24 protein-coding genes are annotated in these 24322 nt (G+C 48.6%); 23 read left to right on the top strand and 1 reads right to left on the bottom strand.

Features of this window, described 5'->3' with window-relative positions:
* Positions 1 to 11 precede the first annotated feature (11 nt).
* From mnmE to P404_RS0108000, 5 genes are read left to right on the top strand one after another with little or no spacing between them, the layout of a single operon-like run.
* On the top strand, positions 12 to 1394 hold the full coding sequence (gene mnmE / locus P404_RS0108020; protein ID WP_026830490.1) for a tRNA uridine-5-carboxymethylaminomethyl(34) synthesis GTPase MnmE: 1383 nt from the start codon (positions 12 to 14) through the stop codon (positions 1392 to 1394).
* A 42-nt stretch (positions 1395 to 1436) separates the two neighbouring features.
* Positions 1437 to 3323: a tRNA uridine-5-carboxymethylaminomethyl(34) synthesis enzyme MnmG gene (mnmG, locus tag P404_RS0108015; protein ID WP_026830489.1), complete on the top strand. Its 1887-nt coding sequence runs from the start codon at positions 1437 to 1439 to the stop codon at positions 3321 to 3323.
* A 5-nt stretch (positions 3324 to 3328) separates the two neighbouring features.
* Positions 3329 to 4045, top strand: a complete 717-nt coding sequence (gene rsmG, locus P404_RS0108010) for a 16S rRNA (guanine(527)-N(7))-methyltransferase RsmG (RefSeq protein WP_026830488.1) — start codon at positions 3329 to 3331, stop codon at positions 4043 to 4045.
* A gap of 49 nt (positions 4046 to 4094) precedes the next feature.
* Positions 4095 to 4928 (top strand): nucleoid occlusion protein, encoded by an 834-nt coding sequence (gene noc, locus P404_RS0108005; protein WP_014971742.1) that lies wholly within the window; start codon positions 4095 to 4097, stop codon positions 4926 to 4928.
* A gap of 40 nt (positions 4929 to 4968) precedes the next feature.
* Positions 4969 to 5733, top strand: a complete 765-nt coding sequence (locus P404_RS0108000) for a ParB/RepB/Spo0J family partition protein (protein WP_014971741.1) — start codon at positions 4969 to 4971, stop codon at positions 5731 to 5733.
* 82 nt (positions 5734 to 5815) lie between these two features.
* Here the strand turns inward: P404_RS0108000 and yyaC are convergent, their stop codons facing one another.
* Positions 5816 to 6433: a spore protease YyaC gene (yyaC, locus tag P404_RS0107995; RefSeq protein WP_026830487.1), complete on the bottom strand. Its 618-nt coding sequence runs from the start codon at positions 6431 to 6433 to the stop codon at positions 5816 to 5818.
* Between the two features lie 183 nt (positions 6434 to 6616).
* On the opposite strand from yyaC, the gene P404_RS0107990 reads away from it, so the two are divergent.
* From P404_RS0107990 to rlmH, 18 genes are all read left to right on the top strand, one after another.
* Positions 6617 to 7546 carry a mechanosensitive ion channel family protein gene (locus P404_RS0107990; protein WP_014971739.1) on the top strand — a complete coding sequence of 310 codons (930 nt, stop codon included), beginning with the start codon at positions 6617 to 6619 and terminating at the stop codon, positions 7544 to 7546.
* Complete coding sequence (locus P404_RS0107985) at positions 7518 to 7706, top strand: DUF951 domain-containing protein (RefSeq protein WP_012371900.1); 189 nt, start codon at positions 7518 to 7520, stop codon at positions 7704 to 7706. Before P404_RS0107990 ends, P404_RS0107985 begins: the two co-directional genes overlap by 29 nt.
* A 265-nt stretch (positions 7707 to 7971) precedes the next feature.
* Positions 7972 to 9072, top strand: a complete 1101-nt coding sequence (ychF, locus tag P404_RS0107980; protein WP_014971736.1) for a redox-regulated ATPase YchF — start codon at positions 7972 to 7974, stop codon at positions 9070 to 9072.
* Positions 9073 to 9195: 123 nt separating this feature from the next.
* Positions 9196 to 9483, top strand: a complete 288-nt coding sequence (gene rpsF / locus P404_RS0107975; RefSeq protein WP_012371898.1) for a 30S ribosomal protein S6 — start codon at positions 9196 to 9198, stop codon at positions 9481 to 9483.
* A gap of 23 nt (positions 9484 to 9506) precedes the next feature.
* Positions 9507 to 10034: a single-stranded DNA-binding protein gene (locus P404_RS0107970; RefSeq protein WP_014971735.1), complete on the top strand. Its 528-nt coding sequence runs from the start codon at positions 9507 to 9509 to the stop codon at positions 10032 to 10034.
* A gap of 48 nt (positions 10035 to 10082) precedes the next feature.
* Positions 10083 to 10313: a 30S ribosomal protein S18 gene (gene rpsR / locus P404_RS0107965; protein WP_012371896.1), complete on the top strand. Its 231-nt coding sequence runs from the start codon at positions 10083 to 10085 to the stop codon at positions 10311 to 10313.
* A 137-nt stretch (positions 10314 to 10450) separates the two neighbouring features.
* A complete protein-coding gene (locus P404_RS0107960; RefSeq protein ID WP_014971734.1) occupies positions 10451 to 12436 on the top strand; it encodes a DHH family phosphoesterase in 1986 nt (661 codons plus the stop codon).
* Positions 12433 to 12876 carry a 50S ribosomal protein L9 gene (gene rplI / locus P404_RS0107955; protein ID WP_014971733.1) on the top strand — a complete coding sequence of 148 codons (444 nt, stop codon included), beginning with the start codon at positions 12433 to 12435 and terminating at the stop codon, positions 12874 to 12876. Before P404_RS0107960 ends, rplI begins: the two co-directional genes overlap by 4 nt.
* A gap of 19 nt (positions 12877 to 12895) precedes the next feature.
* Positions 12896 to 14248, top strand: a complete 1353-nt coding sequence (dnaB, locus tag P404_RS0107950) for a replicative DNA helicase (RefSeq protein ID WP_026830486.1) — start codon at positions 12896 to 12898, stop codon at positions 14246 to 14248.
* A gap of 218 nt (positions 14249 to 14466) precedes the next feature.
* A complete protein-coding gene (locus P404_RS0107945) occupies positions 14467 to 15759 on the top strand; it encodes an adenylosuccinate synthase (protein ID WP_014971731.1) in 1293 nt (430 codons plus the stop codon).
* A 249-nt stretch (positions 15760 to 16008) separates the two neighbouring features.
* Positions 16009 to 16719 (top strand): response regulator YycF, encoded by a 711-nt coding sequence (yycF, locus tag P404_RS0107940; RefSeq protein ID WP_014971730.1) that lies wholly within the window; start codon positions 16009 to 16011, stop codon positions 16717 to 16719.
* Positions 16720 to 16721: 2 nt separating this feature from the next.
* A complete protein-coding gene (walK, locus tag P404_RS0107935) occupies positions 16722 to 18572 on the top strand; it encodes a cell wall metabolism sensor histidine kinase WalK (RefSeq protein WP_014971729.1) in 1851 nt (616 codons plus the stop codon).
* On the top strand, positions 18569 to 19885 hold the full coding sequence (locus P404_RS0107930; RefSeq protein WP_014971728.1) for a YycH family regulatory protein: 1317 nt from the start codon (positions 18569 to 18571) through the stop codon (positions 19883 to 19885). The genes walK and P404_RS0107930 overlap by 4 nt, the downstream gene beginning before the upstream one ends.
* Positions 19886 to 19891: 6 nt before the next feature.
* Positions 19892 to 20728: a two-component system regulatory protein YycI gene (locus P404_RS0107925; RefSeq protein ID WP_014971727.1), complete on the top strand. Its 837-nt coding sequence runs from the start codon at positions 19892 to 19894 to the stop codon at positions 20726 to 20728.
* Between the two features lie 10 nt (positions 20729 to 20738).
* The gene (locus P404_RS0107920; protein ID WP_026830485.1) at positions 20739 to 21530 is read left to right on the top strand and encodes an MBL fold metallo-hydrolase; all 792 of its coding nucleotides are present in this window, start codon (positions 20739 to 20741) and stop codon (positions 21528 to 21530) included.
* 105 nt (positions 21531 to 21635) lie between these two features.
* Positions 21636 to 22925 carry a S1C family serine protease gene (locus P404_RS0107915; RefSeq protein ID WP_026830484.1) on the top strand — a complete coding sequence of 430 codons (1290 nt, stop codon included), beginning with the start codon at positions 21636 to 21638 and terminating at the stop codon, positions 22923 to 22925.
* Positions 22926 to 23291: 366 nt separating this feature from the next.
* Positions 23292 to 23453, top strand: coding sequence for a CxxH/CxxC protein (locus P404_RS18215; RefSeq protein ID WP_014971724.1), 162 nt, complete (start codon positions 23292 to 23294; stop codon positions 23451 to 23453).
* A gap of 72 nt (positions 23454 to 23525) precedes the next feature.
* On the top strand, positions 23526 to 24005 hold the full coding sequence (gene rlmH, locus P404_RS0107905; protein WP_012371884.1) for a 23S rRNA (pseudouridine(1915)-N(3))-methyltransferase RlmH: 480 nt from the start codon (positions 23526 to 23528) through the stop codon (positions 24003 to 24005).
* Positions 24006 to 24322: the final 317 nt, after the last annotated feature.

The following is a 24322-nucleotide window of genomic DNA, read 5'->3' as shown; positions in this document are numbered from 1 at the left end:
GTGAACAACAGATGATGGAATTTGATACGATAGCCGCGATTTCAACACCGATGGGGGAAGGAGCGATTGCGATTGTTCGCTTGTCCGGTCCACAGGCGGTCGCAACAGCCGATCGTGTCTACCGTGGCGCGAACCGCTTGAACAACGTCCCGACGCATACGATCCATTACGGTAAATTGGTCGAACAGACGACTGAACAAGTCGTCGATGAAGTGATGGTCAGTGTCATGCGGGCTCCGAAAACCTTTACGCGTGAAGATGTCGTGGAATTGAACTGTCACGGAGGCATCGTCGCCGTCAACCGTGTACTCGAATTGATTCTGGAGCAACCAGATGTGCGATTAGCAGAACCCGGCGAATTCACGAAACGTGCCTTTTTGAACGGACGGATCGACTTGTCACAGGCGGAAGCCGTGATGGACTTGATTCGTGCCAAAACAGACCGGGCGATGACCGTCGCCGTCGGTCAAATCGAAGGACGTCTCTCGAAACTGGTCCAAGATTTACGGGAACAATTGTTACAGACGATTGCTTCGATTGAAGTGAACATCGACTATCCGGAATATGATGCGGAAGAGATGACACAACAAATCGTGCAAACGAATGCAGGAGAAGTACGACAGATCTTAACGGAATTGCTCGCAACGGCGCGCCAAGGAAAGATCCTCCGAGAAGGGTTATCGACAGCGATCATCGGACGACCGAACGTCGGGAAATCGTCCTTGCTCAACACATTGGTGCAAGAAGCAAAAGCGATCGTCACCGACATCGCCGGGACGACCCGCGATACGATTGAAGAATACGTCAATGTCCGTGGTGTTCCACTAAAGTTGATCGACACGGCCGGGATTCGGGAAACGGAAGATATCGTCGAACGGATGGGTGTCGAGAAGTCAAGGCAGGCACTCAATTCCGCCGATCTGATTTTACTTGTCCTGAACGGGAACGATGAACTGACAGAAGAAGATGTTCTGTTATTCGAGGCGATTCGTGGGATGAACGCCATCATCATTGTTAATAAAAGTGATTTACCGCAACAGATTGATCTCGAGCGCGTGAAACAGTTGGCAGATGACCGTCCGATCGTGACGACGTCCCTGCTGGAAGAAGCAGGGGTCATGGATCTTGAAGCAGCAATCGCGGCCCTCTTCTTTGAACAAGGAGTCGAGGGGCAGGACATGACGTATGTCTCGAATGCCCGTCATATCCAGTTGATCAAACAAGCAAGTCAGATGATCGAAGATGCCCTTGGTGCAGCGGAAGCATCGATGCCAATCGATATGGTACAGATCGATTTACGCCGTGCGTGGGATACGCTCGGAGAAATCAATGGCGATACGGCGCAAGACAGCTTGCTCGATAAATTGTTCTCACAATTTTGTTTAGGTAAATAATAGATAGTAGGTTGTTGATTTTTAAAAGGAGGAACCACAGTTATGGCTTATCAAGCAGGTGAATTCGACGTCATCGTCATCGGAGCGGGTCATGCGGGAATTGAAGCATCCCTCGCTGCCGCTCGAATGGGTTCGAAGACTGTCATGTTGACGATGAACCCCGATATGGTCGGATTCATGTATTGTAATCCGTCGATCGGCGGTCCGGCAAAAGGAATCGTTGTCCGGGAAATCGATGCACTCGGTGGAGAAATGGCACGTGCCATCGATGCGACGTATATTCAAATGAAAATGCTCAATACTTCAAAAGGTCCAGCCGTCCGCGCACTGCGGGCACAAGCGGATAAGTTCGAGTACCAAAACCGCATGAAGAAGGCACTCGAAGATGAACCGAATCTCTTGTTGCGTCAAGCCCTCGTCGAACGACTATTGATCGAAGACGAGACGTGTGTGGGTGTCGTCACGAATACAGGAGCAGAGTACCGGGCGAAAGCGGTCATCATTACGACCGGGACGTTCATGCGCGGAAAAATCATCATCGGCGAATTGTCGTATGAGAGTGGTCCGAACAATCAGATGCCTTCGGTCAATCTTTCGAAACATCTGGAGGAACTCGGATTTGAATTAGCCCGTTTCAAAACAGGAACACCACCCCGAATCGACGGCAAAACAATCGATTATTCGAAAACCGAGATTCAACCAGGTGACGCGGTTGCCTTGCCGTTCAGCCATGAAACAACACAGATGATCACAGAACAGATTCCATGCTGGTTGACGTATACGACCGAATATACGCACCAGTTGATTGATGCGAATCTTCATCGGTCACCGATGTTCTCCGGGATGATCAAAGGAACGGGTCCCCGTTACTGCCCGTCGATCGAAGATAAGGTCGTTCGGTTCAGTGATAAACCCCGTCACCAGATTTTCTTAGAACCAGAAGGTCGTGACACGGAAGAAGTCTACGTCCAAGGATTATCGACGAGTCTGCCGGAAGACGTCCAGCACGATATCTTACGGTCGATTCCAGGTCTTGAGAAATCGGAAATGATGCGTCCCGGTTATGCAATCGAATATGATGCGGTCGTGCCGACACAACTCTGGCCGACACTTGAGACGAAACGGATCGCCGGATTATTTACAGCCGGACAAATCAACGGGACAAGCGGATATGAAGAAGCAGCCGGACAAGGTATCATGGCGGGTATCAATGCGGCACTCAAGGTCCAACAAAAAGACCCGCTCATCCTGTCACGTTCCCAAGGCTATATCGGCGTCATGATTGATGATCTCGTGACAAAAGGAACCAATGAACCATACCGTCTGTTGACATCACGTGCCGAATACCGGTTATTGTTACGTCATGACAATGCCGATTTACGCTTGTCGGATATCGGTCACGAACTGGGACTGATCACTGAGGCCCGCCATGCGAAATTAGCGGAGAAAAAACAAGAAATCGAGCGGGAAATGAAACGTCTTGAAAAAGTTGTCATCAAGGCAACGAGTGACGTCAATGAACAGTTGACGGCAATCGGCGTCTCCCCGTTAAAAGAAGCATTGCATGCCATCACGTTACTGAAACGTCCAGAAATCACATACGCGATGATTGCCGAGATGACGCCAGCACCAGTCGCACTTTCACCGGAAGCAGCCGAGCAAGTCGAAATCCAGGTCAAATATGCGGGTTATATCGACAAGCAGCTGGATCAAGTCGAGCGGATGATGCGGATGGAGAAAAAACGGATTCCTGAACGTCTTGACTATGATGTGATCAGTGGTCTTGCGATGGAAGCGAAACAAAAACTAAACCAAGTGCGTCCGCTCTCGATTGGACAAGCCTCACGTATTTCAGGCGTCAATCCGTCTGATATCTCGATTTTGCTTGTCTACATCGAACAAGGCCAATACGCATTGACTGCGGAGTGAATCAGATGAATCAACAGCAATTCGTAACAGCATTAGCGGAACAAGGGCTTGACGTCTCGGAGCACCAATTGAAACAGTTCCAACGGTATTATGAACTACTCGTCGAATGGAACGAAAAGATGAACTTGACGGCGATTACGGCGGAAGAAGATGTGTACCTGAAACATTTTTACGATTCGATCACAGCGGCGTTTTACTTTGATTTTACAGAAGTCGAAACCGTCTGTGATGTCGGTGCCGGTGCCGGATTCCCGAGTCTCCCGATTAAAATCATGTTCCCACACCTCAAAGTCACCATCATCGATTCGTTGAATAAACGAATCGGATTCTTGAACATGCTGGCGACGGAACTGGGTCTTGAAGGAGTTGCCTTCCATCACGGTCGTGCGGAAGAATTCGGTAAAAATAAACAATTCCGGGAACATTTTGATGTCGTGACGGCACGTGCCGTCGCCCGGATGTCGGTCCTTGCGGAATACTGCTTGCCCCTTGCCAAAGTAGGCGGACAATTCGTCGCCTTGAAAGCCGCCAAACTGGGAGAAGAGCTGGAAGAAGGCGCAACTGCCTTGAAAGTGTTGGGTGGGAATTTGCGGGAAAGTTTCCAATTCCAATTGCCAGGTGAGGAAAGTGAGCGTAATATCGTTATTGTCGACAAAAAACGATTAACACCCGGGAAATATCCGCGTAAAGCAGGTACACCGGCGAAAGACCCACTAGGTTAACACACCGTTTCACGTGAAACGATGACTGATGAAGGCGAGGTACACCAACGTGAAGAATGCAATTGCCAAACTGCTCGGTAAGGGAGGAACCGTTTCCCTAGAGCTAGATCCACAAGATACCGTCCGTGAGTTGAAGTTAACGGAATTGGTCGCCAACCAGTTCCAACCGCGGACCGTCTTTGACGGGGAACGGATTACCGAACTAGCGACCACGATTGAAGAACATGGTTTACTGCAACCGATTGTCGTCCGAAAACAAGGCGAAGGGTATGAAATCATCGCCGGGGAAAGACGTTTTCGGGCTGTGCAATCGCTCGGATGGGACACGATTCCCGCCATCATTAAGCAGATGACGGACGAGACGACGGCTGCCCTCGCACTCATCGAAAATCTACAACGTGAAGAGCTGACACCAATCGAAGAAGCAGAAGCCTATGCCCGCTTACTCGCGATGCAAGACATCACACAGGAAGTGTTGGCGAGAAGACTCGGACGTAGTCAGTCCACGATTGCGAATAAACTTCGCTTACTCCGTTTGCCGGACGTCGTCCGCGAGGCACTCAAACAGCGAAAGATCACAGAACGGCATGCCCGTGCCCTTCTGCCATTAAAAGCAACGGATTTACAGACCCAGGTCTTACTTGAAATCATCGAACGGGAATGGAACGTCAAGGAGACGGAACAACGTGTCGAACGATTACTGACCCCGAAGGTCCCTAAAAAGCGTCATAAAAGTTTTGCGCGGGATACACGGATTGCGTTGAATACGATTCGGGATTCGGTCGATATGATTGAACGGACCGGATTGCTGGTCGAAAAGGAAGAAGTAGATTGTGAAGAATATGTCGAGGTGCGGATCCGCATCGTGAAGGCACGTCCGTAAACAGCGGTCGTGCCTTCCGCTACGTTTAGGAGAGATTAGCATGAATGAAATACCCATTGGAGCGATTCGCCCCAATCCGGGACAACCTCGGAAACAGTTTCATGAAAAAGCATTAGAGGAATTGGCGAATTCCTTAAAACGGCATGGGATGATCCAACCGATTGTCGTCCGTCCACGCGAAGGGTTTTATGAAATCGTTGCCGGTGAACGGCGGTATCAAGCGGCGAAACAGGCGGGTTTTACACGTGTCCCCGTGTTGATCATTGAAGCGAATGAGACCCGTGTCATGGAACTGGCTTTGATCGAAAACATTCAACGAGCCGACTTGAGCGCAATCGAAGAAGCGATGGCCTATGCCGAGATGTTAGAGGAATTTAACGTGACGCAAGCCGAACTCGCCGCACGTGTCGGGAAAAGCCGTTCTCATATCACAAACAGTCTCCGGTTGTTGCAGTTACCGGTCAACGTCCAGCAAGCGGTGATGGAAGAACGGTTGTCGATGGGGCATGCCCGTGCCTTATTGTCTTTAAAAAACCCACTGAAAATTGAACGGATGGCAGAACGCGTCATGCATGAAAATTGGAACGTCCGGCGTCTTGAACAAGAATTACGGGAAAAAAAACAAGTCCGTCCTGCGACGAGAAGATCGACCGAACTTGATTTTATCGAAGAAACTTTACGGGAACGAATCGGTGCGACCGTCCGGATCAAAACGACGAAACAGGCCGGGAAACTCGAAATCGATTTTACGGATGAAGAGGATCTGAATCGGATTCTCGAGCTCCTCTTGCCGGAAGACGACTGACTGTTAAAAAGGATCCACTCCGCTGTTTTTCGGAATGGATCCTTTTGTTGTATCAGGATGACCAAATGGGGAGGCGCATCGATTAGATCGAGCGTGGTGTGAAGGAAATCGTCGTACGTGTCGTCTCAGCGACCAACTTCGTATCGAGTAATGCAAAACTGTCGGCGACGAGTTCTGCTAGCTCATAGACCAGGTGAAGACGTGTATTTTGGAGAATCATCATTTCCATGAACCCACTGACGTTGACGACGGCTTTGATATTAAAATCACCGACAGCCGGAAGTTCTTTTTGGACACCAGCGCCAGGCGCAAGTGGTCCTTCGGAGAAAAAGACATGACCGACACTCGATAAGCGACCGAGGCAAGCATCGATGGCGATGACGAGTGGACGATAATGGGTCGTTTGAATCGAGTGGATCGTCTCAGCCAAATTCAAAGCATGGACAGGCTTTGCTAACGTCCCGTAAACATGCATGTTTGCCGGACGATTTTTTTCTAAAAATGTACCGACGAGTGGTCCAAGTGAATCTCCTGTCGAACGATCGGAACCGATGCAGACGAGAACGACAGGTCGATTTTCTTTTAGTGCACTGACCTGTTCATGTAATTGTTCGGCAAGTCGTTCTTTCGCGAATGGTTCTGTATATTCTAGAAAGAAGGAATAGGGCTTTTTTTCGTGGGAATGGAAACGGAAGTTCATCTAGATCATCCTTTCTTCTCCTGGTGTCAGCGTCCTGGTGTCATGGTGAGAGTGAAGGCGTTCTGTAATGATTTTCCTTTCCCGGTTTTTAAGGAAATCTAACGTCAAAATCGGTTCTTTAGTTGAAAGTCATTTAAAATCACGTATACTGTCGTAATAGAGAGAACTGAAAGGATGGAGAGAATGGCTACCAATCAAGATGTACAAAATTCAGTCGCCCAGGTCGATCGAATTCTGGAGCAAGTAATGGACGCAGACATGTGGATTCGTTTTGGACTCAAATTGTTGATCGCCCTGATCATCATCGCCGGGTTTTATATATTGACACGTGTTTTGACAGGGGCGGTGTCGAGGTTATTTACGATTCGAAAGATTAATGAACACGACTATTTGGCGCAACGACAAAATGAAACGTTGTTGAAATTACTCCAAAATGCCATTCGTTATGTCTTAGGAATCGTCATGTTGTTGACCGTGCTCAGTCAGTTTGGAATCAATATCACGGGACTGGTCGCAAGTGCCGGTATCGCGGGTCTGGCGATTTCATTTGGTGCCAAAAACTTAGTCCAGGACATCATTACGGGAGCCTTCATCATCTTTGAGCGTCAGTTCAAGGTCGGAGATTTTGTTCGTGTCGGTCTGATCGAAGGGGTCGTCACAGAACTTGGGATTCGAACAACGAAGTTGAAGGGATTGAATGGAGAAATTCATATCATTCCGAATGGTCAAATCTTACAAGTGACGAACTTTTCGGTCGATAACAGTTTCGCTTTGGTCGATGTCCAAGTGTCGTATGAAGAAGATTTGGAACGCGTCGAACGGGTCTTGCACCAAATTGCCGATACGACGACTAAAAAATATGAAGACATGTTCGTCGAACCGATTGAAATGCTGGGTGTTCAGACGCTTGGTCCTTCTGAAGTCGTCTACCGGCTGATGGCGGAGGTCCCACCGATGCAGCACTTCCAGGCAGGACGCTTAATCCGGAAAGAACTGAAGCAAGGACTCGAAGTGGAAGGAATCAAGATTCCATATCCACGGATGGTCATGATGAATACAGAACAAGGGAATGGTGGTCAAGCCGATGATGCCAAAAACGTACAATCTTCATGATTATGTCGAAATGAAAAAACAACATCCATGCGGCACAAACCGCTGGCAGATCATTCGGGTCGGAATGGACATCCGGATCAAGTGTCAAGGGTGTGGCGCAAGCATCCTGATGCCACGCCGTGACTTTGATAAACGTTTAAAAAAAGTCTTACCAGAATGAATTCGGATCAAGCCCTTGACGATGAAGCATGTCGTCAGGGGCTTTTCGTTGGATCCACACGTATAAAAAAACCGATGGCTTGCTTCGAATTACAGAAAAACGTACATCAAACAGCCATGTCTTTAAAAAAGAATTCGCATCTCCTTGCTTAAAAAAATTGAACTATCTATAATTGTGAAAGATGTGCTGACGTGGTGTAATCATTCTACCCACTGCGGCCGCTAGCACGGATTTCCTAGGAAATACCGAAAAGGAGGAATTCCAAGTGGGATTAACAGCCGGAATCGTTGGCTTACCAAACGTAGGAAAATCAACACTTTTTAATGCAATTACACAAGCAGGTGTCGAGGCGGCGAACTATCCGTTCGCAACGATCGATCCAAACGTCGGTGTCGTCGAAGTACCAGACGCACGCTTGCGTAAATTAACAGAACTCGTCAACCCAAAGAAAACGATCCCGACGGCATTCGAATTCACGGACATCGCCGGAATCGTCAAGGGTGCATCAAAAGGAGAAGGGTTAGGAAATAAATTCCTCGCCAATATCCGTGAAGTGGATGCAATCTGTCAGGTCGTCCGTTGTTTCATTGACGAAAACATCACACACGTCTCAGGAAAAGTCTCACCAATCGATGACATCGAAACAATCAATCTCGAGTTGATTCTTGCCGATCTCGAATTGGTCGAAAAACGGATCCAACGTGTCCAAAAACAAGTCAAGTCGCGTGATAAAAATGCAGCAGGTGAACTCGAAGCACTCGAAATCATCCTTGCTCTATTAGAAGACGAAAAACCAGCCCGTCTCGCTGAACTAAACGAAGATCAAGCAGCAATCGTCAAACACTTCCAGTTACTGACGATGAAACCGATGCTTTACGTCGCAAATGTCGGCGAAGATGAAGTCGCGGATGCGGACAGCAACGAAAACGTCCAGCTCGTGCGCGAATTTGCGGCAAAAGAAGGCGCAGAGGTCATCATCATCTGTGCCCGCATTGAAGAAGAAATCGCAGAACTCGAGCCGGAAGAACGCCAAGAGTTCCTGGTTGATCTCGGAATCGAAGAATCAGGTCTCGATCAACTGATTCATGCTGCGTATAACACGCTGGGTCTCGCAACGTACTTCACGGCTGGTGAAAAAGAAGTCCGTGCTTGGACATTCAAAAAAGGCATGAAGGCCCCACAATGTGCGGGTGTCATCCACTCTGACTTCGAACGTGGTTTCATTCGTGCTGAAGTTGTCGCATACGATGACTTAGCAGCAGCTGGGAACATGGCGACGGTCAAAGAACAAGGACGTTACCGTTCTGAAGGAAAAGAATATGTCTTCCAAGATGGCGATGTTGTCACATTCCGCTTCAACGTTTAAGAGGAGCGAACGAATCGTTATTGCATAAACCAAAATACTTTGATAGTATTAACAAATGTGAGTAATGAATTATTGCTCCTTGCTCGATGAATCGAGCCGCCAGTCCAAGAGGAGGTGACAGATATGCGTAAATACGAAGTACTTTACATCATCCGTCCGGAAGTTGATGAGGAAGCACGAAAAGCTCTAGTTGAGCGTTTCAACAAAGTCCTCACTGACAACGGTGGTACAGTTGAAAAAACAACTGAAATGGGTAAACGTCGTTTTGCTTACGAAATCAATGATATGCGTGAAGGTTTCTACGTTCTTCTTAACGTGACTGCTGAACCAGCAGCTACAAAAGAACTTGACCGTCTCATGAAGATCAGTGACGATATCGTTCGCTTAATGATCACAAAAGACGAGAAATAAGCTGAAACAGGAGAGTGATTCTGATGATTAACCGCGTCGTTTTAGTCGGTCGGTTAACTCGTGACCCTGAAATGCGTTATACGCAGAGCGGGATTGCGGTAACGCGATTCACACTCGCTTGTGACCGTCCGTTTACAGGACAAGATGGGAAGCGAGAAGCTGACTTCATCGATTGCGTCGTATGGCGCAAGCAAGCAGAGAACGTTGCTCAGTATTTGAAAAAAGGGAGCCTCGCAGGTGTTGAGGGTCGCCTTCAGATTAGTAGCTATGACGATAAAGATGGTCAACGTCGTTATCGTGCAGAAGTCGTCGCGGATAGTGTTCGATTCCTAGAATCACGCAATGCAAGCCGTTCTTCCGATAGTGATAGCTACTCTTCAACTTCAAATACAGGTGGAAACGGAAATGCTGCAGGATGGGGTTCACAGCAACAGCAGAACAACTCTTCCTCGCCAGCACCCGCTTCATCTTCATCGAATTCGGGCTTCGGCGCTGATCCGTTCAGCGGCGGCAGTTCGATCGATCTTTCAGACGACGATCTCCCGTTCTAATCGGGAACGTCGGACTGAAAAATTTACTCTAAAAAGGAGGTTAATCACATGGCACGTCGTCCAGGTGGAAAACGTCGTCGTAAAGTATGTTACTTCACGTCGAACCACATCACTCATATCGATTATAAAGACGTAGAACTTCTTAAACGTTTCATTTCGGAACGCGGTAAGATTCTTCCACGTCGTGTGACTGGTACTTCAGCGAAATACCAACGTCCACTTACAATCGCAATCAAACGTTCACGTCAAATGGCTTTAATTCCATACGTAGCTGACTGATTACGGTCTAGCGCTTTTCCTTTTCGAAGGGAAGGCGCTTTTTTTCGCTTCGCTTTCAACCTGTCCTGCTTTTCGGTTATAATATACAAGTTAACGAATTTTTTAGATGAGTATATTCAGTATACAAGGAGGACGCGATGGGGTTAGGTCAGCAAGTATCACCCGAACGAGAACGGCGATTCTTTCGTTTCGTTCCGTATCTATTAATCGTGGCTCTACTTTTTGTCATTGCCGTCGATCACCCCGTTATCGCGGCCATCGGTGCCGTCTTGACGATGGGTCTGTTCGCTCTTCATATCCTGGAGGAGCGACGTGGGCGTAAGTCGTGGGAAAGTTATGTCGCCGGCATATCGATTCAGGTGGAAGACACCGGTCAGGATGCGCTGACGAACATGCCAATTGGTATTTTACTTTATGATGAAGAAACACGCGTCACCTGGTTTAATGATCCGATGCGTGAGATTTTTGATGATTTGGCAATGGGACAGGTTTTGACGGATCTTGATTCTCTGTTCGTCGAGATGATTGCGGTCGATGAAGATCAAGCGACACTCGAGATCGGCGAGTCCGTCTATCGGGTGTTTTCAAACAGTGAGAACCGGACGTTTTATCTGTTTGATATGACAGAAGAAGCCCAGGTCGAACAGCAACTCGTCGATAATCAAACGGTCATCGGTGTCATTTATCTCGATAACTATGATGAGATGACACAAGGGATTGAAGATCAGCTCCGGAGTGAGTTGAACAGTCGCGTCACGCAACTGTTGAACCACTGGGCAGCCGATCATGGTACGTACATCAAGCGGACGGCTTCCGATCGTTACTTTATCGTGACGACGGAAGAAAATTTACGGGTCTTGGAACGATCGAAATTTACAATCCTCGATACCGTCCGTGAAGAGACGAGCCAACGCGGTGTCCAGTTGACCTTGTCGATTGGGATCGGGTGTGGAAGCGATCCAATCCCAGCGCTTGGTCTGATGGCTCAATCAAGTTTAGACTTAGCATTAGGACGTGGTGGAGACCAGGTCGTCATCAAACGGGATGGCAAAGTTCGCTTTTACGGTGGAAAAACCAATCCAACGGAAAAACGTACCCGTGTCCGCGCGCGGGTCATTGCCAACTCCCTGCGTGATTTAATGCAGGAGTCGAGTCGAATCCTCATCATGGGACACCGGAATCCGGATATGGATTCACTGGGATCCTCGATCGGAATTCTGAAGTTGGCTGAAATGAATGAGAAAGAGGCACACATCGTCTTGCCGGAAGCAGAAATCGGACAAGGTATTCGACGGATGATGCATGAAATCAGTCAAGAACCAAAACTTGCGACCCGTTTCGTCAACGCGTTCCAGGCCGATCAGTTGATTGATGATCAAGCTTTACTGATCATCGTCGATACACATAAACCGTCGCTTGTCGTCGTGCCCGCTCTGCTTGAACGGTTTGAACGGATGGTCGTCATCGACCATCACCGACGGGGAGAAGACTTCATCGAAGAGCCAGTCCTCGTTTACCTCGAACCGTACGCGTCGTCGACTTCGGAACTGGTCACGGAATTGATTGAGTACCAACCGACGAACGAAAAACTGGCGATGCTTGAAGCGACGGCGTTACTCGCCGGCATCATCGTTGATACAAAAGGGTTTACGTTACGGACCGGTTCGCGGACGTTTGACGCGGCGTCCTACCTCCGCTCCCAAGGGGCGGATACGGTCTTGGTCCAAGAGTTTCTCAGCCAGGATCTTGAGACATATGTCGAACAGTCGCATATCTTAGAACGGACGGAAGTCTATACGGCCGGGATGGCGATTGCGACGGCAGAGCCCGGTGTGATTCATGATCAAGTCTTGATCGCTCAAACGGCGGATCAATTGTTATCGCTCCAAGGTATCCGAGCCGCTTTCGTCATCGCGGAATTACAGGATGGTCGGACGGCGATCAGTGCCCGTTCACTTGGTGAAGTGAACGTCCAGTTGATCATGGAGACGCTCGGTGGCGGCGGTCATTTAACGAATGCTGCGACTCAGATGACAGAATCGGTTCTGACCGTCGCAATTGAATTACGAAAAGCGATTGATCATTATTTAGCAGATGAAACAAAAGGAGAGGAAACAGAATGAAAGTTATTTTCTTGCAAGATGTAAAAGGTCAAGGTAAAACAGGGGACGTCAAAGAAGTCGCCGATGCGTATGCGAACAACGTGTTGTTCAAACAGAAATTAGCACGCCCGGCAACAACCGGAAACCTCAAACAACATGAGGCCCATGAGCGAAAAGCGGCAGAACAAGCGAAACAGGTGTTGTTAGACGCACAAGCGTTAAAAGAGAAGATTGAAAAAGAAACGATCGTCGTCTCAACGAAAACAGGTGAAGGTGGTCGGGTCTTCGGATCGGTCACAAGCAAACAAATCGCCGATGAGCTAAAACAGATGGGCTACAAGATCGATAAGCGTAAAATCGAACTCGAGCACCCGATCAAAACACTTGGCGTAACGAAAGTACCACTCAAATTGCATAACGAAGTCACAGCAACGTTAAACGTTCAGGTCAAAGAAGCGTGAGTAGAAAAGGGGACCGGTGATGAGTGATGTAATGCAAAATACGCCACCCCAAAGCATTGAGGCGGAACAAGCCGTCCTTGGGGCGATCATGATCGATGCGGATCGACTGATCAGTGCGTCCGAACGATTATTACCACAAGATTTTTATCGTGCGGCCCACCAACGGATTTTTGAAACGATGCTGGTGTTATCTGACCGTGGCGAAGCGATTGACTTAGTAACGGTCACGGCGGAGCTGAGTACGCTTGGCATCTTGGAGGAAGTCGGTGGACTCCCGTACCTCGGTGAGCTTGCGGAAGGTGTTCCGACCGCGGCGAACATCAACTATTACGTCAATGTCGTCGATCAAAAATCGACACTCCGCCGCCTGATCCGGACAGCCAATGAAATCGTCACGGATGGATATGAACGACAAAATGAGGTCGACGTTTTGCTCAACGAAGCAGAACGGAAGATTCTCGAAGTGTCACAAGGAAAAGGGAGCGCCAGTTTCATTCCGATTTCTGACGTCTTGACGAGTGCCTATGCAACGATCGATAAATTGCATAAGCAAAGTGGCGAAACGACCGGGATTCCGACCGGGTTCCGTGATCTTGATAAGGTGACGGCCGGATTCCAACGAAATGATTTGATCATCGTCGCGGCCCGTCCATCCGTCGGTAAAACAGCGTTTGCCTTGAACATCTCCCAAAACGTCGCGACCCGTGCCGACGAAAATGTGGCCATCTTTAGTCTCGAGATGGGTGCAGAACAGCTCGTCATGCGGATGTTGTGTGCGGAAGGGAATGTCGACGCGCAGCGCCTCCGGACCGGACAACTCGAAGATGAGGACTGGGGTAAGTTATCGCTTGCGATGAGCAGTTTGTCGCAAGCCGGAATCTATATCGACGATACACCAGGAATTCGTGTCAATGACATTCGGGCGAAATGCCGTCGTCTGAAGCAGGAACATGGTCTTGGTATGATCATGATCGATTATTTGCAATTGATTCAAGGGAATGGTCGTTCAAGCGATAATCGCCAACAGGAAGTCTCAGAGATTTCCCGTTCCCTGAAGTCGCTTGCCCGTGAACTTGAAGTCCCGGTCATCGCGTTATCGCAGCTGTCACGGGGTGTTGAGAGTCGGCAGGATAAACGACCGATGATGTCCGATATCCGGGAATCCGGAGCGATCGAGCAGGATGCGGATATCGTCGCCTTCTTGTACCGCGATGATTACTACAACAAAGAAACGGAAGATGAGAATACGATCGAGATCATCATCGCCAAACAGCGGAATGGTCCGACTGGTACCGTCAAACTCGCTTTCCGGAAAGAATTCAATAAGTTCGTCGATCTTGAACCAAGTAATTCCTATGCACCACCCGCTTGAACAGGTTCAAAACTCCTCTGTCGATTCCGGCAGAGGAGTTTTTTGAATCGTTATGTTTGAATATCTTGAAGAGAAAGGAAAAAAGTGAATTAAAACAGCGAATTAAACGAACGAAAAAGAATTGTAACAATTAATTGTTCGGTATTTGGTTGACTTCTGTTTTTTTCCGCGTTACACTTAGTCGTGGTTTTGAATCGTACGTGGAGGTGGATGAGAATATGTCATCAGTAGTAGTAGTCGGAACACAGTGGGGCGACGAAGGAAAAGGAAAGATCACCGATTTTCTTTCGAAAAAAGCCGATGTCGTTGCACGTTATCAAGGTGGAGACAACGCAGGACATACGATCGTATTTAATAATGAGACGTATAAGTTACACCTGATTCCTTCAGGGATCTTTTACTCAGACAAGAAATGTGTCATCGGGAACGGTTTGGTCGTCAACCCGAAATCGCTCGTCAAGGAATTGAAGTATCTGCACGATCGTGGTGTTTCAACAGATAACTTACTCATTTCAAACCGGGCACATGTCATCTTGCCATATCACCAACTGCAGGATCAGCTCGAAGAAGAAGCAAAAGGCGATGCGAAAGTCGGAACGACGCTGAAAGGAATCGGACCGTGCTACATGGATAAAGCGGCACGGATCGGAATTCGGATGGCGGATTTACTCGACAAAGAAACATTCGCAGAAAAATTACAGATTGTTCTCGAACAAAAAAATCGGATGTTCACGAAGATGTACGACGCTGAACCGATTGCGTTCGATGATATTTTCGAAGAATATTATGCATACGGTCAAGAGTTCGCGAAATATGTCTGTGACACATCGGTCGTCGTCAACGACAGCCTCGATAAAGGCGAAAAGGTATTATTCGAAGGCGCACAAGGTGTCCTGCTCGACCTTGACCACGGGACGTATCCATTCGTCACGTCATCGAATGCATCAGCGGGCGGTGTCGCATCAGGTGTCGGCGTCGGACCAGCTCGGATTGATCACGTCGTTGGTGTCTGTAAGGCCTACACGTCACGTGTCGGCGATGGTCCTTTCCCAACGGAACTGTTTGACGAAATTGGTCACCACATTCGTGAAGTCGGCCGTGAATACGGTACGACGACAGGTCGTCCACGTCGTGTCGGTTGGTTTGACTCGGTCGTCGTCCGCCATTCACGCCGGACAAGTGGTTTGACGGATCTTGCATTGAACTCAATCGATGTCCTGACAGGGATTGAAACGCTTAAAATCTGTACGTCATACGAGTTTAAAGGCAAACAGATTGACGAGTACCCAGCAAGCTTCCGCGATCTTGAAGCATGTGTCCCGGTCTATGAAGAGTTACCAGGCTGGAAAGAAGATATCACGCACATTCGGAAGTTTGAAGATCTTCCACTCAATGCCCAAAATTATGTAAAACGAATTGCTGATTTGACGGACATTTCACTCGTCACGTTCTCAGTCGGACCAGGACGAGAACAGACGGTTGTCCTGCGTGATCTGTACGAAGAAGCATAATTTTTTTCAGAGGAGCGGATCCAGATATCAAATCTGGATCGGCTTCTTTTTTGATGAGGAATCAAGCGAAAACATTCACAACATGAATCAAAAGAGCGTATACTAAAAGTAATGTTTCACGTGGAACGATGGACGTGAACGGGTCATGTAGTCAGCAGAGTGGCGTCGGGAGTTTCCGTCGCCACCTTTCTATATGCCTCAAAAACAGGTAAAATAGATTGAATAGAATTTTTTAAGGGGGAACACCCAGTGACGGAACGTAAAATCCTCGTCGTCGACGACGAGCAGCCGATTGCCGATATATTAAAATTTAAATTAGAAAAAGAAGGTTATAGTGTTGCAGTAGCAAATGATGGTGTCGAAGCACTAGAGAAAGTCGAGGAGTTCAAACCCGACCTGATCTTACTCGATATCATGTTGCCATTGATGGACGGAATGGAAGTCTGCCGCGAAGTCCGGAAGACATCAAAAGTCCCAATCATCATGTTGACGGCAAAGGATTCTGAAATCGATACGGTTTTAGGACTTGAGCTTGGCGCAAACGATTATGTGACGAAGCCATTCAGCTCACGTGAACTATTAGCGCGAGTCAAAGCACATCTACGAAATGTCAACGCAGTAGAGGCAACTCCTACGAACGCCGGTCCTGGTCCGTTAAAAGTGGGAGAACTGTATATCGATACAAATTCTCATACCGTGACACGGAAAGATCAAAAAATCGAACTCACCCAACGTGAATTCGAGTTGTTGCATTATTTAGCGAAAAACATCGGACAAGTCATGACGCGTGAGCACTTGTTACAGACGGTCTGGGGTTACGACTACTTTGGAGATGTCCGGACGGTCGATGTGACGGTGCGCCGTCTGCGTGAAAAAGTCGAGGATAACCCAAGTACACCGATCTATATCATGACCCGCCGTGGTGTCGGCTACTATCTCCAAGACGGGGAGAATGAATAACGATGTTAAAAGGAACGAACTTTTTTAAATCGATCCAGTGGAAGCTTGTCGTCATTTATGCGTTGTTGATTTTAGTCGCGATGCAAGTCATTGGTGTTTACTTCGTTCGTTCTCTTGAAAAGCAGTACATTACGAACTTCTCAAAATCTGTCGAAGACCGGGCCGGACTTGTTGCGTACAACGTCGGGAAGGAATTTGATAAGACAGGCGATGATGAAGCCTCAAAACGGCAGTTGTCTGAATCTCTTGGACAACTGCTGTCTGAGTTTAGTAGTGGCTCCACTTCAAGAAACGATATTCTCGAGGTCCAGATCATCGATCAGGACTCGATCATTCAAGCGACATCTGATGAAGACAATCAGTCGGCCGTCGGACAACGGGCGACGAATTCACTGATCAAAAAAGCCCAAGCGACCAGTTCCTCACGTGTCGATACGGTGCTTGATCCGGGGACGGAAGATAAGATTCGGATCTTTGCAGTACCTGTCACATCGGAACGGACCGGTGCGACGACAGGGATGATTTATGTCCGGGCTTCGATGGAGTCGATTTATGCTCAGATGCAACAAGTCACACGGATCTTAGCGACGGGGACAGTGATCGCACTTGTCATCACCTCGATCCTCGGTGTCCTGTTATCGCGGACGATCACTCGTCCGATTTCCGATATGCGGCGTCAGGCCATCGAAATGCGGCGCGGGAATTTCTCGCGTAAGGTCAAAGTCTATTCGGATGATGAGATTGGACAGCTCGCGCGGTCCTTTAATGAATTGACGGATGAGTTGCTCGAAGCCAATGCGACGACGGAAGCCGAGCGGCGGAAGTTGACGAGTGTCCTCGAAAACATGACGGACGGTGTGATCGCGACCGACCGGACGTTACGGGTCATCTTGATGAACGATCAGGCGAAAGATATCGTCGGAGTGGATGACGCGGGAATCGTCGGGACGAATCTGAAGGATTTGCTTGCGCTAGGAGACGACTTCATGATTCCGGAAGACGGAACGATGCCCCCTCGTTTACTTGATTTCAGTAGCGAAGACGAACTGTTTCTCGTCCGGGCCTTTTTCTCTCCGGTCAAAAAACACAGTGGACCGATTACCGGGATGATCATCGTCCTGCATGATGTCACGGAACAAGAACAAGTCGAACAGGATCGCCGGGAATTCGTGGCGAACGTCAGTCATGAACTCCGGACACCGCTGACGACGATGCGCAGTTACCTCGAAGCGTTAGCAGAAGGGGCCTATCAAGATGAGGAACTGGCCCCACGTTTCCTGGAGACGACCCAAAACGAGACAGAACGGATGATTCGTCTTGTCACCGACTTGCTCCAACTGTCGAAAATGGACAGTAAGGAATACAAGATGAACAAAGTCCGCTTTGACTACATTCAATTCTTAAATGAGATTCTCGACCGGCATGATATGACGAAACCGGAACGGATTCGTTTCCGCCGGAAGATCATGAAACGGAGAGTCTACATTCGAGGCGATCAAGATAAATTGATTCAGGTCGCGGATAATATCTTGACGAATGCAATCAAGTATTCACCGGAAGGCGGAACGATTACCGTCCGGACGATGTTGCGGGCGAAACGAATCGTCATCAGCATCAAGGATGAAGGGGTCGGGATTCCAAAAGCCAACCTACAAAAGATTTTCGAACGTTTTTACCGGGTCGATAAAGCCCGGGCACGAAAGATTGGTGGAACCGGACTGGGTCTTTCGATCGCCAAAGACGTCGTCTCGGCGCACGGTGGCGACATCTGGGCAGAAAGCGAGTGGGGACGCGGTACGACGATTTACTTTACGTTACCGTATGAGGTGATCGAAGAGGTGGATATCGGATGACGAAACAGCGACTGAAAACCGTCCTCTTGATTTTGCTTGTCAGTGGCTCGATAGTTCAGACAGCCATGCTGTGGACGTATCATCCGAGCAGTGAATCGATCGAACAGGAACAGGTGTCGTTTAATGAGATCGATGCCTCGAAGACGGTCGAAGGGAATCAGCTCGTCAATCCGGAGCTCGTCGTCTACTCGAACGGTGAAACCGCTTATCAGACACAAATCATCGGCCGGACGATCTTGAACCGGATCGGGGCTTCCTTTGATGTTGGTGTTTTAGTCTTGACGGATAAGGCCTCGAACATCCCGGCGAGCAAACGAAGTGTCGAGATGATTTTCCCGACTCCGATCAGTGCAAAGATGCTGGAGGAATTGCTCGGAGAAGACCAGATTGCGATGTCAGAACCAATCAAACGGTTGTATCTACTGGACTATGAGGGTCCGATTCTGCGGCTCGAGTCAACGACAGGACGGTTCAAGGACTTTAAATTGATTGGTGACGAGACGGTCTTAAAACGACTGTTTGCCTACGATAAGAAAAAAACGATGACGAAAGTCGAGCTGAAAGGTGGCGACTATACGTATGTCCCAAGTACGACACCTAAGCTCGAAGAAGTATTCGTCTACGATGATATCGCGCAGGATCCGAAACCACTCAGTCGGATCGAAAGTGCCTTCTTTACGGAAAATTCGAACGTCCAACAAATCAAGAGTCGGGATGACCTCGACGTCTTGACGGACGGAGTCAGCGTCTCGACGTACGACCGGGATTACAACGCGTTTCGATTCAATACGTTATCACCGAATACCCAGACGTCTTCCGTCGATTACAGTACGATCGTCAGTTACATCAATATTCACGGCGGCTGGCTTGATCAGTTGACGCAACGTAGCGGTTTCCGCTATTACTTCGATCAGATGTCGAAAACGGATGAAGAACAGGCAGCGACGTTCCGTCTGTATCTGAATCGGTATCCGGTGTTTGGCGAAGCCGGACCGTTGCTTGAGCAACCGGATTTTGATTTAGCGACAATCAAGGTGACGTTCGAGGAAAATCAAATCCGTTCGCTCAGTCGGAGCATGCTCCGGGCAGACCGGAAGCTGTTGCTTCGGGAATCCAGTTTGCCATCCGTCGAACAAGTCCAACAACAACTGCAGGCAGCAGATGTGCTGGATGAGATATCGGGCATTCGGATGGGATACAAGATGACCTACAAGATTTCAACAAGCCGCTACGCCTTGTTTGAACCGGCTTGGTTCATCAAACGGAACGGGAAATGGACCACGGTCAATCAAGCTATCGGAAAAGAGGGATAAGGTTTCATGGATTGGAGTAAAGCAAAAACATTACTGATTCTGACTTTTCTGATCCTGAACGTCTATCTTGCCGTTCAATTGATGGATCGAATGGTCGATCCCCGAGTTGTCACGACCAATGCGGATGGGAAAACCGTATTGAAGGAACGAAAAATTGATGAGAAAAAACTACAATCCGTCTCAAAAGAGATTGGATATTTGACGGCAGAAGTCGATGCCAGTTCGCTCGCCCCAAAAGCGGGTTCTTCGATTGAAGATGCGATTATATCGGTCAAAAACCAAATTGAATGGTCGGTCCGTTTGACGAAATCGTATCCGCTCGAAGCCAAAGCGATGCGTGATTCCGCGACATCATTTGTCCGGTCTTCCGTCGCATATGGTACGGATTATACGTTTTGGAAGTATGACAGCAAACATAATGAGATGACGTTTGTCCAGACGTATAAAGAACAACCGCTCTATTCGACGCCACAACAATCGCGTGAAGACGATGCGATGATTGGTCCGTCGTTGCTCGTCCTTCAGTTAAACGAACAAAAGGAAATCGTCAGCTATAAACAACGTCACTTAAACAAGGTCGTCCGTCAGGCACAAGATGTCACGTTGTTGTCGGCCAGTGAATCCATCATTCAACTGTCAGAGCAGGGATTGTTCCGAGCCTCAAAACGAATGACGAGCCAGCAGCTTGGCTACTTTTGTCTCGTGACAGAAGGAACGACGTCGGTCCAGATTTTACCGCCGACGTGGCAGATTGAACTGAATGGAGAAGAACTGTATTTCGTCAATGCGATCGACGGCGGAGTTCAGACCATCGAACGGCTTGATACCGTTTCAGAGAAATGAGGAATGCACGATGAGCCTACACTATAGCGTCCTTGCCAGTGGCTCGACGGGGAATGCCCTCTACATCGAAAGTGAACAGACGCGCCTGCTCGTCGATGCCGGATTGACTGGTAAAGCGATGATCGCCCTGTTTGATCAGATTCACCGGTCGCCGGAAAAAATCGACGGGTTGTTCGTCACCCATGAACACTCGGACCATATCAAAGGCGTCGGGATTTTAGCACGTAAATATAAGATTCCGCTGTATGCGAACGAAAAGACATGGGCAGCGATGGAGACGAAGATCGGGAAGATTGATCCCGCCCTCAAGTTCCTCTGGGAAGTCGGCGAAGTGAAACAGTTTGGTGACATCGAAGTCGAATCGTTTAACGTCAGTCATGATGCGGCCGATCCGATGTTCTTCCAGTTTGCCCACGACGGGAAACGCCTCGCCCACATCACAGATACCGGCTACGTGTCGGACCGGATGAAAGGGGTCATCCGCGGTGCTGATGCCTATATCTTCGAAGCGAACCACGATATCGGGATGCTCCAGATGGGACATTACCCGTGGAGCGTCAAACGGCGGATCCTCGGTGACTACGGTCACGTCTCGAATGAGGATGCGGCGATCGCGATGAGCGAAGTTTTGGATGATCGGACAAAACGGATCCACATGGCCCACTTGAGCAAGGACAACAACATGAAGGAGCTGGCCCGCATGAGTGTCTCGCAGACACTTACGAGCCGAGACGTCGATCTCAGCAAGATCCAGTTGCTCGATACGGATCCGGTCATTCCGACGCCGCTCTTGAAGCTCTGATTATGGGAAATTACTGAATATGCTCAAAAGACCCCCACATTTGGCTAACTCGTCACGTGATGGGGGTATACTTGTGTAAAGAGAGTTAGAAGGAGGCGTGTGTCGATGGATCGACCAGAAGAACCACGGAACGAATCGGATCAGCCTTACGCATCGACCGATGAGACAAACGGCTTTCCGCCGCGACGACCAAGTGAAGACGAGCCGGTCAGTCCTTATCGTGAATCATATGAAGAAGAACCACCCGTACCAAAACGCCGTGGCGGCGGGAAAGCCTTTTTTGTCGGCTTGATCGGCGGTATCATCGGTGCCTTGTTGATTGCCTTGATCGCCTGGCCGTTCGTCCGCGACGAGATGACAAGTGCACCGGTCTCGACCGCGATGCCGGAACAAGCGGCGACGAGTGCGACGGAATCGGAAAATGATATCGTCAGTGCCGTCAGTCAGACGAAGGAAGCGGTCGTCAGCGTGACGAATTTACAAAGTTCGTTCCAAGGTGCCGATCAAGAGACCGGTGCCGGGTCCGGGGTCATCTATAAAAAAGACGGCAATAAAGCATATGTCGTCACGAACTATCACGTCGTCGAAGGGGCAAGCCGTTTGTCGGTCACGTTATCCGACGGGACAGCGCTTGAAGCAAAAGTGCTCGGAGAAGATCCGACGTATGATTTAGCAGTCCTCTCGATCGATGCCTCAAAAGTGACGCAAGTCGTCAAACTCGGTGATTCGGATACGTTACGTGCCGGGGAGACGGTCCTTGCAATCGGGAACCCGCTCGGGATTTTTGCGAACTCGGTGACGCGTGGTGTCATCAGTGCCCAGGAACGGACGGTGCCGGTTGATACGAACAAAGACGGTCAGCAGGACTTCAATACGGAAGTCATCCAGACGGATGCGGCAATCAACCCGGGTAACTCAGGCGGAGCACTCATCAATACGTCCGGTCAATTGATCGGGATCAACTCGATGAAGATCGCCGAAGCAAGTGTCGAAGGCGTCGGTTTTGCGATTCCGATCAACGAAGCCTTGCCGATCATGCGTGACCTTGAACAAAACGGTGAAGTGATTCGTCCGCAACTCGGCATTCAGATTCGGGATGTCCAAGAGTTTCCGAGCGGTTTCCGGGAAGATCGTCTGAAGTTACCAAATGACGTCACACGCGGAATCGTCGTCGTCGGTTTGACCGGCAACAGCGGAGCGGAAAAAGCAGGAATGAAAGAAAATGATGTCATCGTCGAGATCAACGGCAAGGACATCAACTCGTTTGCCGATCTAAAAAGTGTCCTGTACCGGGATGCGAAAGTCGGCGATAACGTCAAGGTGACGTTCTACCGTGGCGGCGAGAAACAGACACTTGATGTCAAACTGTCGGCGCAAGCGGCGACAGTACAATAACAGATTCAGATCGACTACTCGTATACGTACGGGTAGTTTTTTTGTGCACAGAAAAGATAGTGTCTCTGGTTCTCATCGTATCTTGCTGACATGCGCTTTCCTCAGGCGAGGAACAAGTCGCGGGCTGCTTGCCTGTCGGCGTCGATGCCCGGGTCTCGTTTTCCTCTGACAGCGCGGACGAGCCGCGCTTTTTCCTGTAGGAGTCGCGTGCAGCGGACACGATGAAGGGATTGGTGGTGAAGGGGGAGCCGATCAAGGAAGTAACTCCAAAGAAGAGGTGTGGATAACTTTTTCCGACCGGAGAAGTCAATTTTTGTTATACTGGTAGCGGATAAATGTGGATAACTTAAAAGGAGGAGAAGACCTGTGGATAAATATGTCTGTTTGGAACACGTCGAGTTAGCACTTGACGAAGTAGTCGATGAAACGGAACAATACCCGATTTTGGAAGAGGTATCGGCAGAGAAAAACATGACCTGTGAGTACTGTGACCAGCCTGCGACATATCTTGTGTCAAGCAAAAAATAATTATCAACATGTGGACATGTGGATAACTCTGTGGATAACTCCTGAATTTTCTGTCAGAAAGCGAGAAAAATGATGCAAATTACCATTATCACGGTCGGAAAGCTAAAAGAGAAGTACTTGAAGCAAGGAATTGCCGAATATACAAAACGTCTCGGCGCCTATTGTTCGATTCAAGAAATCGAGGTGCCGGACGAAAAAGCACCGGAACAATTGAGTGATGCCGAGATGCAACAAGTGAAGAAAAAAGAGGGCGAACGGATTTTAGCGAAGATTGGACCGGATGTTCATGTCTATGCACTTGCTATCGAAGGAAAGCAACGGACGAGTGAACAGTTTGCGACAGAACTTGATCGTCTGGCGACGTACGGCAAAAGTAAAATCGCGTTTGTCATCGGCGGATCGCTCGGTCTGGCGCCGGAAGTCATGCAACGGGCGAACGATACAATTTCCTTCTCGAAGATGACGTTCCCGCATCAATTGATGAAAATGATTTTGTGTGAGCAGATTTACCGGGCGTACAGGATTAATCGGAATGAACCGTACCATAAGTAAATGCGGTTGCTCAAAAAATTTCCATGACAATAAATAGTGAGTTCCAAAAGTCAGAAAAGACGACTTTTGAGGATGGCCCTTTCTCCACCTTAAATATAGTTATAACGAAGAAGCACCAAAAACTATACGATAGCTTTTGGTGCTCTTTTTTGGTGCCTAACACCGATTTTAATAGCCTGTGAATTGGAATCAGAGAGGAAGAAGAAAAATATAGATATACAATGGTGTGAGGTGGAAAATGGACGCAATTATTTCTTTCGTTATTCTAGTTTAATTCTATACATAGTACATACTTTAAGAGAGGCATTATTTTAACT

The sequence above is a fragment of the Exiguobacterium antarcticum DSM 14480 genome, from assembly GCF_000685865.1.
Lineage (GTDB): Bacteria > Bacillota > Bacilli > Exiguobacteriales > Exiguobacteriaceae > Exiguobacterium_A > Exiguobacterium_A antarcticum.
The sequence above is the reverse complement of the archived record's forward strand: the minus strand, read 5'-3'. Positions and strand labels throughout refer to the sequence as shown.

Coding starts and splice junctions, on each gene's coding strand:
- mnmE (WP_026830490.1), top strand. CDS start 12: ATGATGGAATTTGATACGATAGCCGCGATTTCAACACCGATGGGGGAA.
- mnmG (WP_026830489.1), top strand. CDS start 1,437: ATGGCTTATCAAGCAGGTGAATTCGACGTCATCGTCATCGGAGCGGGT.
- rsmG (WP_026830488.1), top strand. CDS start 3,329: ATGAATCAACAGCAATTCGTAACAGCATTAGCGGAACAAGGGCTTGAC.
- P404_RS0108000 (WP_014971741.1), top strand. CDS start 4,969: ATGAATGAAATACCCATTGGAGCGATTCGCCCCAATCCGGGACAACCT.
- yyaC (WP_026830487.1), bottom strand. CDS start 6,433: ATGAACTTCCGTTTCCATTCCCACGAAAAAAAGCCCTATTCCTTCTTT.
- P404_RS0107990 (WP_014971739.1), top strand. CDS start 6,617: ATGGCTACCAATCAAGATGTACAAAATTCAGTCGCCCAGGTCGATCGA.
- P404_RS0107985 (WP_012371900.1), top strand. CDS start 7,518: ATGATGCCAAAAACGTACAATCTTCATGATTATGTCGAAATGAAAAAA.
- rpsF (WP_012371898.1), top strand. CDS start 9,196: ATGCGTAAATACGAAGTACTTTACATCATCCGTCCGGAAGTTGATGAG.
- P404_RS0107970 (WP_014971735.1), top strand. CDS start 9,507: ATGATTAACCGCGTCGTTTTAGTCGGTCGGTTAACTCGTGACCCTGAA.
- rpsR (WP_012371896.1), top strand. CDS start 10,083: ATGGCACGTCGTCCAGGTGGAAAACGTCGTCGTAAAGTATGTTACTTC.
- P404_RS0107960 (WP_014971734.1), top strand. CDS start 10,451: ATGGGGTTAGGTCAGCAAGTATCACCCGAACGAGAACGGCGATTCTTT.
- rplI (WP_014971733.1), top strand. CDS start 12,433: ATGAAAGTTATTTTCTTGCAAGATGTAAAAGGTCAAGGTAAAACAGGG.
- dnaB (WP_026830486.1), top strand. CDS start 12,896: ATGAGTGATGTAATGCAAAATACGCCACCCCAAAGCATTGAGGCGGAA.
- P404_RS0107945 (WP_014971731.1), top strand. CDS start 14,467: ATGTCATCAGTAGTAGTAGTCGGAACACAGTGGGGCGACGAAGGAAAA.
- walK (WP_014971729.1), top strand. CDS start 16,722: ATGTTAAAAGGAACGAACTTTTTTAAATCGATCCAGTGGAAGCTTGTC.
- P404_RS0107930 (WP_014971728.1), top strand. CDS start 18,569: ATGACGAAACAGCGACTGAAAACCGTCCTCTTGATTTTGCTTGTCAGT.
- P404_RS0107925 (WP_014971727.1), top strand. CDS start 19,892: ATGGATTGGAGTAAAGCAAAAACATTACTGATTCTGACTTTTCTGATC.
- P404_RS0107920 (WP_026830485.1), top strand. CDS start 20,739: ATGAGCCTACACTATAGCGTCCTTGCCAGTGGCTCGACGGGGAATGCC.
- P404_RS0107915 (WP_026830484.1), top strand. CDS start 21,636: ATGGATCGACCAGAAGAACCACGGAACGAATCGGATCAGCCTTACGCA.
- rlmH (WP_012371884.1), top strand. CDS start 23,526: ATGCAAATTACCATTATCACGGTCGGAAAGCTAAAAGAGAAGTACTTG.